Raw genomic sequence first — 15,505 nt, 5'->3', positions numbered from 1 at the left:
GTGCACTCATCACCGCCCACGTCGTCCCGTCGAAAGGACATCAGCCATGACCACGCGAAAGCACACCAATGCGCGTGCCACTACCAATCTCAACGATTCGTTGTCGGTGAGCCCGGTGTTCGTTCGTCCCGGGGAGGCCACCGAATATCCGAAGTTCGCCATTCCCGAGGGCATGAGTCTGCCCGAGACGGCCTATCAGATCGTTCATGACGAGGCGATGCTCGATGGGAACGCGCGGTTGAATCTGGCGACGTTCGTCTCGACCTGGATGGAGGACGAGGCCCGCAGGTTGTATGCGGAGACCTACGACAAGAACATGATCGACAAGGACGAGTACCCGCAGACCGCGGCGATCGAGGATCGGTGTTGGAAGATCATCGCCGATCTCTGGCACGTGCCGGATATCGACAAGTCCATCGGAACCTCGACGATCGGGTCATCGGAGGCTGCGATGCTCGGCGGGCTCGCGCTCAAGCGTCACTGGCAGGCTCGGCGCAGGGCGGAGGGGAAGTCGACCGAGAAGCCGAATCTGGTGTTGTCGACGGCGGTGCAGGTGTGCTGGGAGAAGTTTCTCAACTATTTCGAGGTCGAACCGCGCTGGGTGCCGGTCTCGCAGGAGCACGTCGTCTTCGATGGGCACGAGCTGGAGAAGTACGTCGACGAGAACACCATCGGGGTCGTCGCGATCCTCGGCGTGACCTACAACGGCTTGTACGAACCGGTACAACAGATCTCGGCAAAGCTCGACGAGATCGAGAAGGACACCGGCCTCGACGTCAAGATCCACGTCGACGGTGCATCGGGTGCGATGGTGGCACCGTTCTGTCAGCCCGACCTGGAATGGGATTTCCGGGTCTCGCGTGTGGTGTCGATCAACACCTCGGGTCACAAATACGGGCTAGTGTATCCGGGCCTGGGATGGATAGTGTGGCGTGACACCGAGGCATTGCCGGAGAGCATGGTGTTCCATTGCAGCTACCTAGGTGGCGACATGCCGACGCTGGCACTGAACTTCTCACGTCCGGGCGCGCAGGTGTTGTTGCAGTACTACAACTTTCTGCGGCTGGGACGGGAAGGATATCGGTTGATCCAGCAGGGATCCATCGATGTGGCCACCTATCTGTCGTCGGCGATCGCCGAATTGGGGCCGTTCGAGCTGGTCAGCCATGGTGACACGATTCCGGTGTTCGCGTGGAAACTGAAGGACGGATACACCGACAAGTGGTCGCTGTATGACCTGTCGGATCGGTTGCGGCTCAAGGGATGGCTTGTGCCGGCGTATCCGATGGCCGATGGATTGGCTGACTGGACCCTGCAGCGGATCGTGGTGCGTGCGGGGTTGAGTCACGATCTGGCGACGGCGTTGCTGACCGATCTGGAGAGTGAGGTCGCGTTCCTGGATCGGCTGGAGTCGCCGATGCCACGCGAGGGAACCGGTTCTCACTTCCATCATTGATGAGTTCCCCTTTCGAGAGTGGTTCAGCCGCAGCGGCTCCGGGTGAGGTATGGGGTGTTACTGGTCTCGGCCCTGACCACACAGTGTTGGGGTGTCATGATCGCTAGGCGCCCCTTCGCGCTCGGATCCCCCGAGTTTCTGCGCGAAGACCATAGCCAAATCGCCCCGCATGGGCTGTATCGGCACTCCGCCGACGGCGAGGAGAGCACGCGACCATGATCACCGAGCGACGGCTCGTGCGTGCCCGTGAGACCCCCGCTCCGCCGGGTGTACCCGAGTCTGGACATGGTCGTCGAGGTATGCGGATTCGGCTGTGTGTCACCACGTCGCCACCCTTGCGGGAGCGGTACCGCATGACACCCGCCGAGTTGCGCAACGCCGGGACCGAGCCGGTGGTTCTGACTCGGTGTCCGCCGGGGCCGGTGGGGACCAGCCGACGGCGGACCGAACTGACCCGACGCACGCCGTCCTCTCGCACGTCTGGGTAGTTTGCCGACGGCGCCGCCGGACGCGGGTGTGCGGCGATGCTGCCGGAACAATTGTGGTGTCGGTCCTGTTGAGTGCAGTGGCCGGGGCGGACGCAATGCCATCAACGCGATGGTCGATCTGGCGCTCGCCCCACGACAGACGAACGAGCCGGACGCGCGTGCCGGGAATGCGGGTGAACCACAGCTCGCTCCCGGAAACGCCGGTGTCGGTGGTTCGACAGCGCAGAAGGGCAGGTGGGTAGGTGAGCGCGGACATGCTGCTCGATCGACACCGATCGAGTGAACCTCCGACGCCGGTGGCCGACCCGGGATCGGTAGACTTGATCGAGATCATCGGTCCACCGGCAACGGTGTCCACCGGCGTCACCACCGAAGGGATCGCAGTGACCGAACCCGATTCAGACGGCCGCGAGAGCTCCACGGGGGCCAGTCCGGAAGTGTCGAGCCCGGCAGCAGGATCGAGCCACTTGGAAGTTTCGAGCCCCATGACCGGAGCGTCTGACGGCCCCGGTTCGGCGGCTCCGCGGCGCGCAGACCCGGGCGAGTCCGCGCAGGACCTCACCGAGCGCTTCGAGCGCGACGCACTGCCGCTTCTCGATCAGATGTACGGCGCAGCCCTGCGGATGGCGCGCAACCCCGCCGATGCTGAGGATCTCGTTCAGGAGACTTACGTGAAGGCGTTCTCGGCATTCGCGTCGTTCCGCGAGGGCACCAACCTCAAGGCATGGCTGTACCGGATTCTGACCAACACCTACATCAACGGCTACCGCAAGAAGCAGCGGCAGCCTGCGCAATACCCGACCGACGAGATCACCGACTGGCAGCTGGCCGCGAACGCCGAGCACACCTCGACGGGGCTGCGGTCGGCGGAGATCGAGGCCCTCGACGCCCTCCCAGACGACGAGATCAAGGCGGCGCTGCAGGCGTTGCCCGAGGACTTCCGGATGGCGGTGTATTACGCCGACGTCGAGGGACTTCCATACAAGGAGATCGCCGGGATCATGGACACACCGATCGGAACGGTCATGTCGCGCCTGCACCGCGGACGCCGCCAGCTCCGTGAGTTGCTGGCCGACGTTGCTCGCGAGCGCGGATTCAATCGCTCGGCGGCGAGCGAGGTGGCCCGATGAGTGAGCAACCGCAGGTGTCGGCCGATGACCCGGAATTCAGCTCGCTGGACTGCTCGGCGGTGATCGCCGACGTCTGGTTGTTACTGGACAACGAATGCGATCCGGACGCGCGTGCCCGACTCAAGGGGCACCTCGACAATTGCCCGTCGTGTCTGGCGCACTACGGAATCGAGAGCGAACTCAAAGCACTCATCAACCGCAAGTGCGGTGGCGAGAGGGCCCCGGCGGGTCTGCGGGACCGGCTGCGGATCGAGATCCGCAAGTCCGTCATCGTCACTGAGACCCGCTACTCAACCGGAGACTAGGTCTGCCGAGCTGGTCGATCCGGATGGGCGATTGTCGAATCGGATGCCGTACGTGGGACAATCGCTGAGCACATCTGGATGAAGGAGGCCCGTCATGGGTAAGCGCGGACGCAAGAAGCGCGCACGGAAGAAGAACGCAGCCAATCACGGCAAGCGTCCCAACGCCTGAGCGCGAACGCGAAACGCCCGGCGCGGTGATCGCCGATCGACATGATCGGCTCCCGCCCGGGCATTTTCGTGTCGTGGCCGCTACGGTTCTCGGGCGCTTACTGCCCGGTGCTCGCCCATGCCCTAGATTCATGGGCATGGCTGAGGACGTCGTGGCAGAGATCGTGGCGAGCGTGATGGAGGTGCTGGTCCAGGCGGGTGCGCACGTCGAGGTCGGCGACACCCTGGTGCTCCTGGAGTCGATGAAGATGGAGATCCCGGTGCTCGCCGAGGACGCGGGCACCCTTGCCGAGATCAAGGTCGCTGTGGGCGATGTCATTCAGGCCGGCGACGTCATTGCCGTCTACGAACGAGCGTGACCGGACCGGTTCCGGTGTAGTGAGACCCGATCGCCGATGTCCACCCTGGTCGATCTGCTCGCCGAGCACACCACACTTTCCGACAGCGCCGCCGGTCATCTCCAGCGGCTCGTCGCCGAATGGCAACTGCTCGCCGATCTGTCGTTCGCCGACTTCGTCCTGTCGGTGCGCACCGATACCGGCGAGATCGTCAACGTGGCCCAATGCCGGCCCAACACCGCCTCGACGGTCCTCCCGAGCGACGAGGTGGGCACCGTGGTCGATCCGGCGGTACACCCGCAGGTGGCCGGGGCCTTCGCCGAAGGGCGCATTCTGCGGGACGAGGACCCGACATGGCTGGGCGCGATGGCCATCCGGCGCGAGACGGTGCCGGTGCGCTTCGTCGACCCAGCCGGAGATGAGCGCATCGTCGGGGTGCTGACCCGTGCGGTCGACCTGACGCATCCGCGGCTGCCTTCGCCGCTCGAACTGGCCTACCAGGATTCGGCCAACGACCTGTGCCACATGGTCGCCGACGGCACATTCCCGCAGCACGAGGGTAATCCGCAGGGGCTGTCAACCCCGCGTGCCGGCGACGGTTTCGTGCGGATCGACGCCCGTGGCATGGTCGTCTACTCCAGTCCCAACGCGTTGTCGGCGTTTCACCGCATGGGCTGGGCCTCCGACCTCAACGGGGCCCGGCTCTCGGAGGTGACCGCGACACTGCTGACCGATCCGTTCGAGTCGCAGGATGCCGCGATGATGATCGACGCCGCCTGTGGGATCAGCGATCCCCCCGCGGGCCCCTACCGCGATATCGGGATGCGGATGGAGGCCGACGCCGCCAGTGCCACCGTGCTCATTCGTGCTGTCGCCCTGCGTCCGCGCGGGGTCAGCTCCGGGGCGGTGGTCCTGATCCGCGACGTCACCGAGGTCAAACGGCGCGACCTCGCCCTGATCAGCAAGGACGCGACGATCCGGGAGATCCACCACCGCGTCAAGAACAATCTGCAGTCGGTATCGGCGCTGCTGCGTCTGCAGGCGCGGCGCACCCCCAACGACGAGGCACGCACCGCACTCACCGAGGCGGTACGCCGCGTGTCGTCCATTGCGCTCGTCCACGAATTGCTCTCTGGCAGCGTCGATGAAGAGGTCGACCTCGACGAGGCCGTCGATCGCCTCGTGCCCACCCTCGTCGATGTCGCCTCGGGGGAGCAGCCGGTGAGGGTGCGCCGTCGCGACCGACTCGGCGTGCTCGCCTCGGATCTCGCCATGCCGCTGGTGATGGTTCTCACCGAACTCGTGCAGAACGCGATTGAGCACGGATTTGCGCCGTCGCGCACTGACGCGCGCATCGACATCCACGCCGACCGCGATGTCCGTCGGCTCCGAATCGCTGTGCGCGACAACGGTTCGGGGCTACCCGACGGCTTCGACCTTGCGGCGTCGGAACGCCTGGGGCTGCGCATCGTGCAGACTCTGGTCTCGATCGAACTCGGCGGTGAGGTGCGCGCCGGGGCCAATCCCGACGGTCCGGGGACCGAGGTCGTCGTGGTCGTGCCGCTGCGTCGGGAAGTGCGCTGAGATCTGCGGTTCGCCGGGCGGCAGCAACAAAAAACCCGGCCGAGGCCGGGTCTCCTGTCGGCCGCCGGACAGTGGCGGCCGTATTCGCTGCTCGCTACACGCTGCTGCGGGTACGGGTCCGTGCGGTCCGTCGCTTGAGTGCCCGACGCTCGTCCTCGCTCATGCCGCCCCAGACGCCTGCGTCCTGGCCCGATTCCAGAGCCCACGACAGGCACTCCGCGGTGACCGGGCACCGTGCGCAGACGAGCTTCGCATCAGCGACCTGCGCGATTGCCGGACCACTGGTTCCCACCGGGAAGAACAGCTCCGGATCCTCGTCGCGACAGATTGCCTTGTGACGCCAGTCCATTCCTTCTCCTTCAGATGCGCAGGGCACCACTCGATAGCCGTTGGTTGGTCCGTATTGGCTGTAACCGATCGTTCACGCGGAGGCACCGATTGTTTCCGCGCTGTTGCTTGTGAATACTTTCACGAATCCAGCCGAAGTCAATGGTGATCAGTTAACACGTGGGCAATATCACTGTTGTCGCACTATCACTTCGGTTGCCCCTCGGCGGCAGGGGGCCCGTGTGTCCACTCGAACTCTCATGATCTAGTCTACGCTCCGATCGCGCGCCATGTCACGCGTTTTCCCAGGTCGGCTCGTTGTTGATCGTCTGCTTCGTCTCACGTAGAGGTGGCGTGCTCCACCGGTTGGCTGCGGCAACACCGTGTGTCGCAGGGCTGAGGTCGCGCTGTGAAGGGTACTCGCCGTGCTGCGGTCAGGTCTTGACACGGTGACGGCGATGTTGCGTCGGAGATGCCGGGTCAGGGCGCCGGGGACGGTGCGGGTGCGACCACGTCGAGCGCGTCGCGTTGATGATCGAATCGGATATCTGTGTAGGCGCCGATATAGTCGCCGTCCATTTGCACATCCACCGGTTCGGTCGCTGCGAACGTGACCCACGCCACGTCATCGTCGCGGAAGAGATGGCGCGCCTTGGGATTGCGTTGGGCGAGCAGACGCGTTGCCAGCGGCAGATTCCGCAGCACGCCGGTCGACGTCGCGGCGAAGACGCCGAGGCGGGTGTCGAAGCCGGTGCTCGGATTGATCCGGATCTCGCGTCGGCCGAGGTAGGTCCACGGGCTGGAGTTGGAGACGAAGGCGAACCGCACGCCGGTCCTCGGATCATGACCCGCTGCGGTGACCGTGAAACTGGCTGTGCCACTGGCATTTCGAAGGAAGCTGGTGATGGTCGTCCAGAGGTAGCGACCGGGGGTGGCGGGCTTGCCCGCGTGCCGCTTGTCCTCCATCGCGTGCACGATGATCGCGTCCATCCCCATACCTGCGTTGAACAGGAACCATCGATCGGCCGAGTGGCCGAGGCCGATTCGCCGGTGACTGTCACGGTCGAGTAGATCGATGATCTGACGGGTCGCCTGCAACGGATCGGGATCTATGCCGAGTGTGCGGGAAAACACGTTGGCGCTGCCACCGGGAATCACGGCCAGGGCGGGCAGGTGGGCCGGCGGGGTGTGGCCGGGAGGACCAAGCAGTCCGTTGACCGTCTCGTTGACCGAACCGTCGCCACCGTGCACGATCACCGCGTCGTAGTTCTCCGCCACCGCACGCGCACCGAGTTCACCTGCGTGTCCGCGGTGGGTGGTGTGCTCGACGTCGACGGGGAAGTGTGCGCTCAGGGTGTTGACGAGGGCGTCGCGGCCCGCGGGGCTGGTTGCGGTGGCGAATGGATTGACGATGAGCATGACGCGCACGACACCCGAGGATATGGGGTCGACGACCGTCGCGGTCGGGCGGGCGGTCGCTGTGAGCCCCGCGGTCGGTCCGTTTACCCTGGGAGGGTGAGCAAACGCAGTGAGCCGGGGGCCGGACAGCGCGGCCGGCGATCTGGCGATGACCAGCCACGGGTCACTGAGCTGGGCGAGTCGGACGCGTCGATGTCCCACCGCGATCCGGCGGACACCGACCGGCCGCCGACCGCCATTCGGCTGGCGGGGGCGCTGACGACCCTCGAGGGAGTGGTGGCCCTGATTATCGCCGTCGTCTTGGTGGTGCGCGGTCTGACCGAGGACCGGCACGACGCGTTCAACGGCATCGGTACCGCGTTGTGGCTCGCGATCATCTTCGGTGGTGTGCTCGCCGGTGGGGTGGCGTTACTCGTCGGCCGCCGGTGGGGACGTGCTCTCTCGCTGGTGGCGCAGATCTTGCTGTTACCGGTGTCCTACTACCTGTTCACCAGCCATCAACTGTGGTTCGCCGTCCCCCTGGCCGTTCTCGCACTCATCACGTTGGTGGGCTTGTTCACCCCGGCGTCGATCCGCTGGCTGGCGGGCGACCTGGAGATGGAGGAGCCCGCGCCTGCACCCGCATCGTCGGCCGAGCGCACGACGCGAGGCCAACGAGGGCGCAAGCAGTAACCGCACATCGCGGCGGCCCCTCGCGTCGCGGCGGCCCACGGTGGGGTACGTGTCGGCGCACGGTATTTGCCCGGGTAACGCCTTACAGTGGACCCATGACGCGCTTGCTTGCGGTTGCGAACCAAAAGGGTGGGGTGGCCAAGACCACGACGGTCGCGTCGTTGGGGGCGGCGCTGGCGGACCTGGACTCGTCGGTGCTCGTTGTGGATCTGGATCCGCAAGGGTGTCTTACGTTTTCACTCGGTCACGATCCGGATCAGTTGCAGTCGTCGGTGCACGACGTGCTGCTCGGCGACGAGGAGATCGCGGACGTTCTGCTCGACACGAGCGATAACGTCACCCTGCTGCCCGCGACGATCGACCTTGCCGGGGCCGAGGCACTGTTGCTGATGCGCCCCGGCCGGGAGTACGCGTTGAAACGGGCGCTGGCCGAGGTCGCCGAGGATTTCGACGTGATCCTTATCGACTGCCCGCCGTCGCTGGGTGTACTGACCCTCAACGGGCTCACCGCCGCCGACGAGGTGATCGTGCCCCTGCAGTGCGAGACGCTAGCGCACCGGGGCGTCGGGCAACTCATGCGCACCGTCACCGAGGTCCAGCAGATCACCAACCCGGGGCTGACGATGCTGGGCGCCGTGGCGACTCTCTATGACGCGCGCACCACCCACAGTCGAGATGTGCTCTCGGATGTCTCCGACCGCTACGGCCTGCCCGTCCTTGACCCGCCGATCCCGCGCACGGTGCGTTTCGCCGAGGCGTCGGCATCCGGTGCGTCGGTGATGCGGGGCCGAAAGAACAAGGGCGCCACAGCATATCGCGAACTCGCCGAGAACCTCTGGAAGTACTGGGACGGTGGCGGCGACGTGCCTACCGCCGACCTTGCCTGAACCGTCGTTGCTGAGGTCGGGGTATCACACCTGCGGCCCGAGGACCTCCAGCTGCGCTCCGCGCTGCACGACCACGAGATCGCCGAGGACACGCAGGATCACCGTCGTACCGTTGGCCACGGAGTGTCGCGGCAGGGCGATGGTGCGGATGGGAGCGCCGTCGGCGGGATCGCGGACGGTGATACCCGATGGACTCGGCAGCAACAACTGACCGGCCATCACCTCACCGGGACCGAGAGCGGCCGGGATCTGATAGCGCGGGCGCAGCGATTGCGCGTCCAGGACCACGGTGGCCTGGCCGGTGTAGTAAGTGATCAGCCCCGAGGAGAACGTGGCGACGCTGTCGGCCGGGGGTTGCGGTGATCCCTTGACCTCGCTCGATGGGCCGGCGGCGCCGTCGGCGGTGAACAGGCGGATTCTCGGGGTGGCGGGCGTGGGGCCGCTGCCGTTGGTGCCGCCGTCGTAGACCGCGATCCCAGAGGTGCTCATCGCGATCAGGTCCGGTGGGTCGGCCGACGCCCTATCGGTGATGAGTGACGACCCGTACTGGGTCAGCTGCTCGTTGCTGTCGAGTAGCGCACCGAGCACCGTCAGTCGGTATCCGGCATCGCCCGTGCATCGTTCGATGACCGCGACCCGATCGCCCGAGATCGCCGACGAATACAGGTGGCAGTCGGTGCGGCCGGGCTGCACGCCAGGTTTGACCGGAGCGGTCACGCGTCCGTATTCGATGCCGCGCACCATGTTCGATCCCCACGTCTCCAGACGGCCGGGCCCCTGTGCCAGAACGTAGCCGGAATCGGTGATCAGGTGCAGGGTGCCGTCGGCATCGCTGGTGCGCGCGCCCTTACGGGCACCGGTCGAACCGTCGAGCGCGGTCACCTCCGAGCAGCCGCGCGAATTGCGATACACCGCAAGCACCTCATTGACGCTGCCGGGCCACGCGGCCGCGGCGGTGCAGAGCGCGGAGTCACGCGAGTATCGCCATACGACCCGGCCGGAGGAGGGGTCGTGACCGGCGACCGTCCCGCCGTCGGCGGTCACGATGGTCGACGCGGTGATTGCCGGTACGTCGGTGGCCCCGGACTCTGCGGACCACCGTGAGGCGAAGGCCTCGGGCACGCTCGTCGCCGGGGTGATCGTCGGGGGAGTCGTACTTGCAGTGACGCTGTTGGTGGTCCGGGCGGGACTGATCCACCAGACGATGGTCCCCGTCACCACGAGTGCGACGACGATGACCAGGCTCACCACGAAGTCGACGCGGGTGCGTCGCTCCGGAGTTACCCGACGCGCCGGCGGCTTCCGGGATGGGGTCGACGTGCTGATCTCGAATACTCCTCGTCGCGGCTGCGCGTCGGCAGGTCCGGTGGACTCTACTCCGAGGCGCCGGTGTCCGAGGTGGCCGGCGCGTTCTGCCCACCGCGACGCCGGGTGCCGCCACGGCGGCGTCGCCGCTTGCGGGGAGCGTCACCGGCGTCGGTGGCCGGCTCCGGGTCGGCTGAGCCCTTGCCGTCGGCCGGTACTTCGTCGGTGTCGGCCGTCGTCGCGGCAGCGACACTGGTGTTCGGCTTGCCGTCCGCGTCGACCGCCTGACCGCCGCGGGTTCGGCGGCGCGTGCGAGAACTGCGGGCGGGTCGCTCGCGGCGCTCGGTGCGTTCGTCCTCGCCGTCGGCCGAGCTGCGTCGGGGAGTGGTGATCCGTCCGGTCGCCGACTCCGGGATGGACAGTTCGTTGCGCAGGTGCTCGGAGGTCGAGTAGGTCTCGGCCGGTTCGGGCACACCGAGTTGCAGGGCGGTGTTGATCAGTTCCCACCGGTGCAGTTCGTCCCAGTCGACGAGGGTGACTGCGATCCCGGTGCGTCCGGCGCGGCCGGTCCGGCCGATGCGGTGCACATAGGTCTTGTCGTCCTCGGGGCACTGGTAGTTGATGACGTGGGTGACGTCATCGATGTCGATGCCGCGTGCGGCGACGTCGGTGGCGACGAGCACGTCGATCGCACCGGTGCGGAACTTCTTCAGGGCCTTCTCGCGGGCCACCTGGCCGAGGTCACCGTGGACCGCGCCGACGGAGAACCCTCGCTCAGCGAGATCGTCGGCAACCTTCTGCGCGGTCCGCTTGGTACGCGTGAAGATCATGCTCGCCCCGCGACCCTCCGCCTGCAAGATGCGTGCGACGAGTTCGGCCTTGTCCAGTGCGTGCGCCCGGTAGACGTACTGGGTGGTTCGCTCGTGGACGGCCGAGTCGTTGGCGTGTTCGGCGCGGATGTGGGTGGGCTGCTTGAGGAAGGTGCGTGCGAGGGTGACGATCGGCCCAGGCATCGTCGCCGAGAACAACATGGTCTGCTTCTGGTCGGGCAGCGTGGCCATGATGCGTTCGATGTCGGGCAAGAAGCCGAGATCGAGCATCTCGTCGGCCTCGTCGAGTACGAGTACCGCGACCTTGCCCAGGATGAGGTGACCCTGCTGGGCGAGGTCGAGCAGACGCCCCGGGGTGCCGACGACCACGTCGACGCCCGCACGGAGATCCGCGATCTGCGACTCGTAGGGGCGTCCACCGTAGATCGAGGTGATTTTCAGTGGGCGACGCTGGCGCTTCGGGGCGGGTGTGTCGTCGCCCTCGAGTGGATCCGGGCTCGGCAGGGTGACGACCAGTTTCTTGGCGGCCACCTCCAGATCGCCGGTCACCTGCAGGCACAACTCGCGGGTCGGCACGATCACCAGCGCGCGCGGGGTGTTGTCCAGTGGTCGCATCCCTGACTGCTCGGGATGGACGAGACGATGCAGAAGGGGAACGCCGAAACCAAGGGTCTTGCCCATACCGGTACGGGCCTGACCGATCAGATCGCTGCCGCCGAGGGCAAGTGGCAGCGTCAGTTCCTGGATGGCGAAGGTGCGGGCCTTGCCGTCGTCGGCGAGTGCCGACACGATGTGCTCGTCCACGCCGAGGTCGGCGAAGGTCGGGGAGGTGTGCTCTTCGTCGACGATGGTCGTCTGGACCTCATCGGTCTGGAGTTCGGGAGTGCTCATGGGTGGTGCGTGTGCCTTTCGTGTATCGCTCGAGCGCGCACGAAAGGCTCCACGAATCCTGCGAGTGGCACCGGGTCGAGTGGTTCTCGGAACTCCCCGGTGGTTCGCGTTCGCCGCGCGACCGCCAGGGTCGCGTCGGGCGAGCGGGTGGGCTCGGCAGTGCGCGCGCAATGTCCGGGTGGTCTGCGAGGAGTCGGTGTATTCCGACGGGCTCCGAGTGTGAGAACCCCCCGGCGTCGCACTCGCGGAGGGCGCCGGAAGGCTGCCTTCACGTGGATGGACGACCGGCGTTCGCCGACCACACCGTCCACGAGTGTACGTGGTGCTCATCGGCCGCCTGCACGTGCGACCGTTACCATCGGGGCATGTCGTCGCCCACCGCCTCGCCCGAACCCCTCCCGGCAAGCCCCGACGACGAGGAGGACCGGGCCGTCGGCAAGCTCTTCGCGGTGCTCCTCGCCGGCGAGTACGCCGCGTTCTACCGGCTGATAGACGAATCCTCGATGGCCCCCGACATTCCCAGCGGGATCGCCATCGCGCGGATGGCGGCCTCGGAGATTGCGCACTTCGAATTGCTCGCCGAGCAGGTGTCGCGCCGCGGGCTCGATCCCGCCGACTCGGTCGAGCGTTATCGCGCCGTCTTCGACCAGTACCACCGCGCGACCACCCCACGGACTTGGCTCGAGGCACTGGTGAAGGCATATGTCGGCGACGGACTGGCCGCCGACTTCTACACCGAGCTCTCCGAGATGATGCCGCCGGTCGCCCAGCGGGTGGTTGCCGCGGTGATGGCCGAGACCGGGAACTCCCAGTTCGCTCGGGAGCAGGTCACGGCCGCGATCGCCGCCGATCCGGCGCTGCGCTCGCCGTTGACGCTGTGGGGCCGACGTCTGCTCGGTGAGGCGGTCACGCACGCTCAGTGGGTCCTCGCGGCTGAGGAGGGCGTGACCGACCTGCTGTTCTCGGGGGCCGCTTCTCTCAACGGTGTCGCCGACTTCTTCGACTCGATCACCGCACGGCACGCCGAGCGAATGTCCGACATGGGTTTGGGCTGATCGGGCCTGGGGCGGAGATCGGCGCTTTTCGCTGTGAGCGGAGCCAGTACGGGTCACCGCGATCGCTGGACTAGCCTTGTGCGGCAGGCACTCGGCGTCTCGTCCGTCGGCGTGGACGCACGAGGTTTCCACACAGAAGGGTGGCCATGACCATTGAAGTGAAGATCGGTATCACCGACAGCCCTCGCGAACTGTCGATCCAGTCTCCGCTGGAGAGTGACAAGGCGTTCGCGGCCGTCGAGGCCGTGCTGACCGGCAAGGAGCCGCTGCTCTCGCTCACCGACGAGCGTGGTGCGCGCTACCTTGTGCCGGCTGCCAAGATCGCCTATGTCGAGGTCGGCGCCGCGGAGAACCGACGGGTCGGCTTCGGGTCCTGACCGGTTGCCGGCACAACCCGAGAAGAACGCATCGAGCAGGTTGGCTCGGTGCGTTCTTTCGTCTCAACCGGCCGACTGCTCCATGTTGTCGGCGGTCGACTTCAGATCCGGGCCTGCGGCGGCGTCGGCCGACGCCGCGGCATCGATCTCAACCTGGCGCGGTACATGGGACAGACCGCCCCAGAGCAGGGCGACTGTCGTGTCCACCGCGGTCTGTTTGTCGATCGGACGACGGGCCTCGAGCCAGTAGCGAGCGTTGACCTGACTCGCTCCGACGAGCCCGGCGGCCAGCATGCGTGAGCGGTAGGGGTCGAGTCCGGAATCGTGCATGACCAGCCCGTAGACCGCGTCCACACAGGCCTCGGTGGCACCCTCGGTGCGGCGGATGACCGCCGGGTCCATCACGTCGGAGGCGAAGATCAACCGATATCCGGAGTTGTCGGAGTCGATGAAGTCGAAAAACGCCTGCACCGCCGCCTGTACGCGCTGATGATTGTCGGTGGTGGTGAGCAATGCGTTGTTCACATCGACGACCAGCTTTTCTGCGTGTGAATCGACGACCGCGATGTAGAGATCGAGTTTCGACGGGAAGTGTTGGTAGAGCACCGGTTTGCTGACGCCCGCGTGGATTGCGATCTCGTCCATGCCCGCCGAGTGATAGCCGCGTTCGACAAAAATCTCGCTCGCGGCCTCAAGTAACTGCAAGCGCCGTGCACTCCGCGGAAGCCGAGTGCCGTTGCGCCCGGAGGAGACGTTAGCCGCCGTTGACATGGTTAGAGGGTACTCGGACTACTGACCCACGAATCGCGTGGATCGGACAAGTGAATTCACAGCCTTCGGTGAGGTCGTGTGATGTCGCACGTGGTATGAGCCGGTTCTGTGAGAGGGTGTGAACCGTGAGCCGCACAGATGATGCGTCGGGAACGGGGAGCGCGGAGCGCCGGACGGGGCGGCCCCGTGCGCCCGAGGTCGGTCCGCGGGCGCCACGCGCCGGTGACCAGACACCCGGTGGATTGTTCGCGCCCCCCGGATCGTATGGGCCCGGTGGATTGTCTGCGCCCGGTGGATCGTCTGCGCCCGGTGGATCGTATGGGGCAGCCCAGACCCCAACGAGGACGGGCGAGCACAGTACGAATCAGCCTCCGGTCGGCACCGCCGGGCCCCCGACAGCCCAGCCCCCGACCGGCCCGTCATCCTCCGGGCCGTCGTCCCCCGGGCCCCGGTCTGCGACGACGACTCGCAGGCGCCCTCTTCCGGATCAGCCGCTGCGCGCTCGCTGGGACCCGACCGACGACAACGGCCGGCCACGATCCGACCGCGACAGCGCCCCGCCGCGTAAGAAGCAGAGTGCGATTGGTCGATTCGTGGCCACCTACGGGTGGCGTGCCTATGCGATTCCGGTTCTGGTGGTGCTGACCATCGTGCTGCTGGTGTACACGATCCGCGACGACAACACGACCACTACGGGCGCGCCGGTCGGCCCGGACCCGTCGGCCCGCAACGCCGAGGTCACCAAGGAGACCCGGCCGATCGGTGCGCCCACCGGGGCGATCGCGCCCGCGCAGCTGCCCGCGGGCGCGCTTCCGGGCGGGGGTGGATTCACCACGGTGGGGCGCACGACCTTTCACGTCGTTCCGGGTACAACCCCGCAGGTCGGTCGTGGTGGGCAGGTGTACACCTATACCGTCGAGGTCGAGAACGGTTTGATCCCGGCGGAGTACGGCGGCGATCAGGCGTTCGCGAAGATGGTCGACGCCACGCTGGCCAACGACAAGAGCTGGATCGGTGACGGCAAGGTGTCGTTCCGGCGGATCGATCGCGGTAACCCGGATCTGCGGCTGTCCCTGACATCGACGAACACCACGCGCGAACTCTGCGGGTACCAGATCAAACTGGAGACCTCGTGCTTCTATCCTCCACAGGAACGGGTCACTCTTAATGAGGCACGCTGGATTCGCGGCGCGCAGCCCTATGAGGGCGACGACGTCGCCTACCGGCAATACCTGGTGAACCACGAGGTCGGTCACGGCATCGGTTATGAGCATCACGTCCCGTGTCCGGCCAACGGTGCGCCGGCGCCGATCATGATGCAGCAGTCCTTCGGCGTCTCCAACTCGGACATCATGGCGCTCGATCCGGACATCCGCGCCAATTCGGCGCTGGTCTGCAAACCCAACCCGTGGCCGTTCCCCGAAGGAGCGGGCGTCGGCTGAGCCGTTGCGCTCGCGGGAATGACGAGCTGCGCCGGGTCGTTGTTCGACGCAGTTCACCCG

Annotated in this window: 16 protein-coding genes; 11 read left to right on the top strand and 5 right to left on the bottom strand. The window is 66.5% G+C overall.

Features of this window, described 5'->3' with window-relative positions; translation table 11 throughout:
* The first annotated feature begins 46 nt into the window (after positions 1–46).
* From gad to EF294_RS10355, 6 genes are all read left to right on the top strand, one after another.
* Entirely contained in the window at positions 47–1,456 is a 1,410-nt protein-coding gene (gene gad / locus EF294_RS10380; protein ID WP_123929202.1) for a glutamate decarboxylase, read from the top strand.
* Between the two features lie 973 nt (positions 1,457–2,429).
* Positions 2,430–3,074 (top strand): sigma-70 family RNA polymerase sigma factor, encoded by a 645-nt coding sequence (locus EF294_RS10370; RefSeq protein WP_185091028.1) that lies wholly within the window; start codon positions 2,430–2,432, stop codon positions 3,072–3,074.
* Positions 3,071–3,379 carry a mycothiol system anti-sigma-R factor gene (gene rsrA / locus EF294_RS10365; RefSeq protein WP_123929196.1) on the top strand — a complete coding sequence of 103 codons (309 nt, stop codon included), beginning with the start codon at positions 3,071–3,073 and terminating at the stop codon, positions 3,377–3,379. The genes EF294_RS10370 and rsrA overlap by 4 nt, the downstream gene beginning before the upstream one ends.
* Before the next feature lie 94 nt (positions 3,380–3,473).
* The gene (locus EF294_RS22685) at positions 3,474–3,548 is read left to right on the top strand and encodes a 50S ribosomal protein bL37 (RefSeq protein ID WP_369758845.1); all 75 of its coding nucleotides are present in this window, start codon (positions 3,474–3,476) and stop codon (positions 3,546–3,548) included.
* A gap of 136 nt (positions 3,549–3,684) precedes the next feature.
* Complete coding sequence (locus EF294_RS10360; protein ID WP_123929192.1) at positions 3,685–3,906, top strand: biotin/lipoyl-binding carrier protein; 222 nt, start codon at positions 3,685–3,687, stop codon at positions 3,904–3,906.
* Between the two features lie 36 nt (positions 3,907–3,942).
* Entirely contained in the window at positions 3,943–5,469 is a 1,527-nt protein-coding gene (locus EF294_RS10355) for a sensor histidine kinase (RefSeq protein WP_123929189.1), read from the top strand.
* Between the two features lie 94 nt (positions 5,470–5,563).
* Here EF294_RS10355 and EF294_RS10350 read toward each other — a convergent pair whose 3' ends face one another.
* Positions 5,564–5,818 carry a WhiB family transcriptional regulator gene (locus EF294_RS10350; RefSeq protein WP_006330074.1) on the bottom strand — a complete coding sequence of 85 codons (255 nt, stop codon included), beginning with the start codon at positions 5,816–5,818 and terminating at the stop codon, positions 5,564–5,566.
* Positions 5,819–6,276: 458 nt separating this feature from the next.
* Entirely contained in the window at positions 6,277–7,224 is a 948-nt protein-coding gene (locus EF294_RS10345; protein WP_123929186.1) for a diacylglycerol/lipid kinase family protein, read from the bottom strand.
* 87 nt (positions 7,225–7,311) lie between these two features.
* Here EF294_RS10345 and EF294_RS10340 point away from each other — a divergent pair, with 87 nt between their 5' ends.
* Positions 7,312–7,887 carry a hypothetical protein gene (locus tag EF294_RS10340; RefSeq protein ID WP_342774337.1) on the top strand — a complete coding sequence of 192 codons (576 nt, stop codon included), beginning with the start codon at positions 7,312–7,314 and terminating at the stop codon, positions 7,885–7,887.
* 95 nt (positions 7,888–7,982) lie between these two features.
* Positions 7,983–8,774 carry a ParA family protein gene (locus EF294_RS10335; protein ID WP_123929183.1) on the top strand — a complete coding sequence of 264 codons (792 nt, stop codon included), beginning with the start codon at positions 7,983–7,985 and terminating at the stop codon, positions 8,772–8,774.
* A 24-nt stretch (positions 8,775–8,798) separates the two neighbouring features.
* On the opposite strand, the gene EF294_RS10330 is transcribed toward EF294_RS10335, so the two are convergent.
* Entirely contained in the window at positions 8,799–10,100 is a 1,302-nt protein-coding gene (locus EF294_RS10330) for an Rv3212 family protein (RefSeq protein ID WP_185091038.1), read from the bottom strand.
* Between the two features lie 47 nt (positions 10,101–10,147).
* Positions 10,148–11,800, bottom strand: coding sequence for a DEAD/DEAH box helicase (locus EF294_RS10325; RefSeq protein WP_123929177.1), 1,653 nt, complete (start codon positions 11,798–11,800; stop codon positions 10,148–10,150).
* Between the two features lie 365 nt (positions 11,801–12,165).
* On the opposite strand from EF294_RS10325, the gene EF294_RS10320 reads away from it, so the two are divergent.
* Both EF294_RS10320 and EF294_RS10315 read left to right on the top strand, forming a co-directional pair.
* Positions 12,166–12,855 (top strand): ferritin-like fold-containing protein, encoded by a 690-nt coding sequence (locus EF294_RS10320; RefSeq protein WP_123929174.1) that lies wholly within the window; start codon positions 12,166–12,168, stop codon positions 12,853–12,855.
* Between the two features lie 146 nt (positions 12,856–13,001).
* The gene (locus EF294_RS10315) at positions 13,002–13,232 is read left to right on the top strand and encodes a DUF3107 domain-containing protein (protein WP_123929171.1); all 231 of its coding nucleotides are present in this window, start codon (positions 13,002–13,004) and stop codon (positions 13,230–13,232) included.
* A 63-nt stretch (positions 13,233–13,295) separates the two neighbouring features.
* On the opposite strand, the gene fasR is transcribed toward EF294_RS10315, so the two are convergent.
* Positions 13,296–14,003: an HTH-type transcriptional activator FasR gene (gene fasR / locus EF294_RS10310; protein ID WP_123929169.1), complete on the bottom strand. Its 708-nt coding sequence runs from the start codon at positions 14,001–14,003 to the stop codon at positions 13,296–13,298.
* 494 nt (positions 14,004–14,497) lie between these two features.
* On the opposite strand from fasR, the gene EF294_RS10305 reads away from it, so the two are divergent.
* On the top strand, positions 14,498–15,445 hold the full coding sequence (locus EF294_RS10305; RefSeq protein WP_123929613.1) for a DUF3152 domain-containing protein: 948 nt from the start codon (positions 14,498–14,500) through the stop codon (positions 15,443–15,445).
* Positions 15,446–15,505: the final 60 nt, after the last annotated feature.

Origin of the sequence: Gordonia oryzae (genome assembly GCF_003797185.1) — a bacterium.
Classification (GTDB): Bacteria; Actinomycetota; Actinomycetes; order Mycobacteriales; family Mycobacteriaceae; genus Gordonia; species Gordonia oryzae.
The sequence above is the reverse complement of the archived record's forward strand: the minus strand, read 5'-3'. Positions and strand labels throughout refer to the sequence as shown.

What these genes read in the sequence shown, in the direction of transcription:
- EF294_RS10320 (WP_123929174.1), top strand. Translation starts at nt 12,166, where the DNA reads ATGTCGTCGCCCACCGCCTCGCCCGAACCCCTCCCGGCAAGCCCCGAC.
- EF294_RS10360 (WP_123929192.1), top strand. Translation starts at nt 3,685, where the DNA reads ATGGCTGAGGACGTCGTGGCAGAGATCGTGGCGAGCGTGATGGAGGTG.
- fasR (WP_123929169.1), bottom strand. Translation starts at nt 14,003, where the DNA reads ATGTCAACGGCGGCTAACGTCTCCTCCGGGCGCAACGGCACTCGGCTT.
- EF294_RS10355 (WP_123929189.1), top strand. Translation starts at nt 3,943, where the DNA reads ATGTCCACCCTGGTCGATCTGCTCGCCGAGCACACCACACTTTCCGAC.
- gad (WP_123929202.1), top strand. Translation starts at nt 47, where the DNA reads ATGACCACGCGAAAGCACACCAATGCGCGTGCCACTACCAATCTCAAC.
- EF294_RS10325 (WP_123929177.1), bottom strand. Translation starts at nt 11,800, where the DNA reads ATGAGCACTCCCGAACTCCAGACCGATGAGGTCCAGACGACCATCGTC.
- EF294_RS10370 (WP_185091028.1), top strand. Translation starts at nt 2,430, where the DNA reads ATGACCGGAGCGTCTGACGGCCCCGGTTCGGCGGCTCCGCGGCGCGCA.
- EF294_RS10335 (WP_123929183.1), top strand. Translation starts at nt 7,983, where the DNA reads ATGACGCGCTTGCTTGCGGTTGCGAACCAAAAGGGTGGGGTGGCCAAG.
- rsrA (WP_123929196.1), top strand. Translation starts at nt 3,071, where the DNA reads ATGAGTGAGCAACCGCAGGTGTCGGCCGATGACCCGGAATTCAGCTCG.
- EF294_RS10315 (WP_123929171.1), top strand. Translation starts at nt 13,002, where the DNA reads ATGACCATTGAAGTGAAGATCGGTATCACCGACAGCCCTCGCGAACTG.
- EF294_RS10350 (WP_006330074.1), bottom strand. Translation starts at nt 5,818, where the DNA reads ATGGACTGGCGTCACAAGGCAATCTGTCGCGACGAGGATCCGGAGCTG.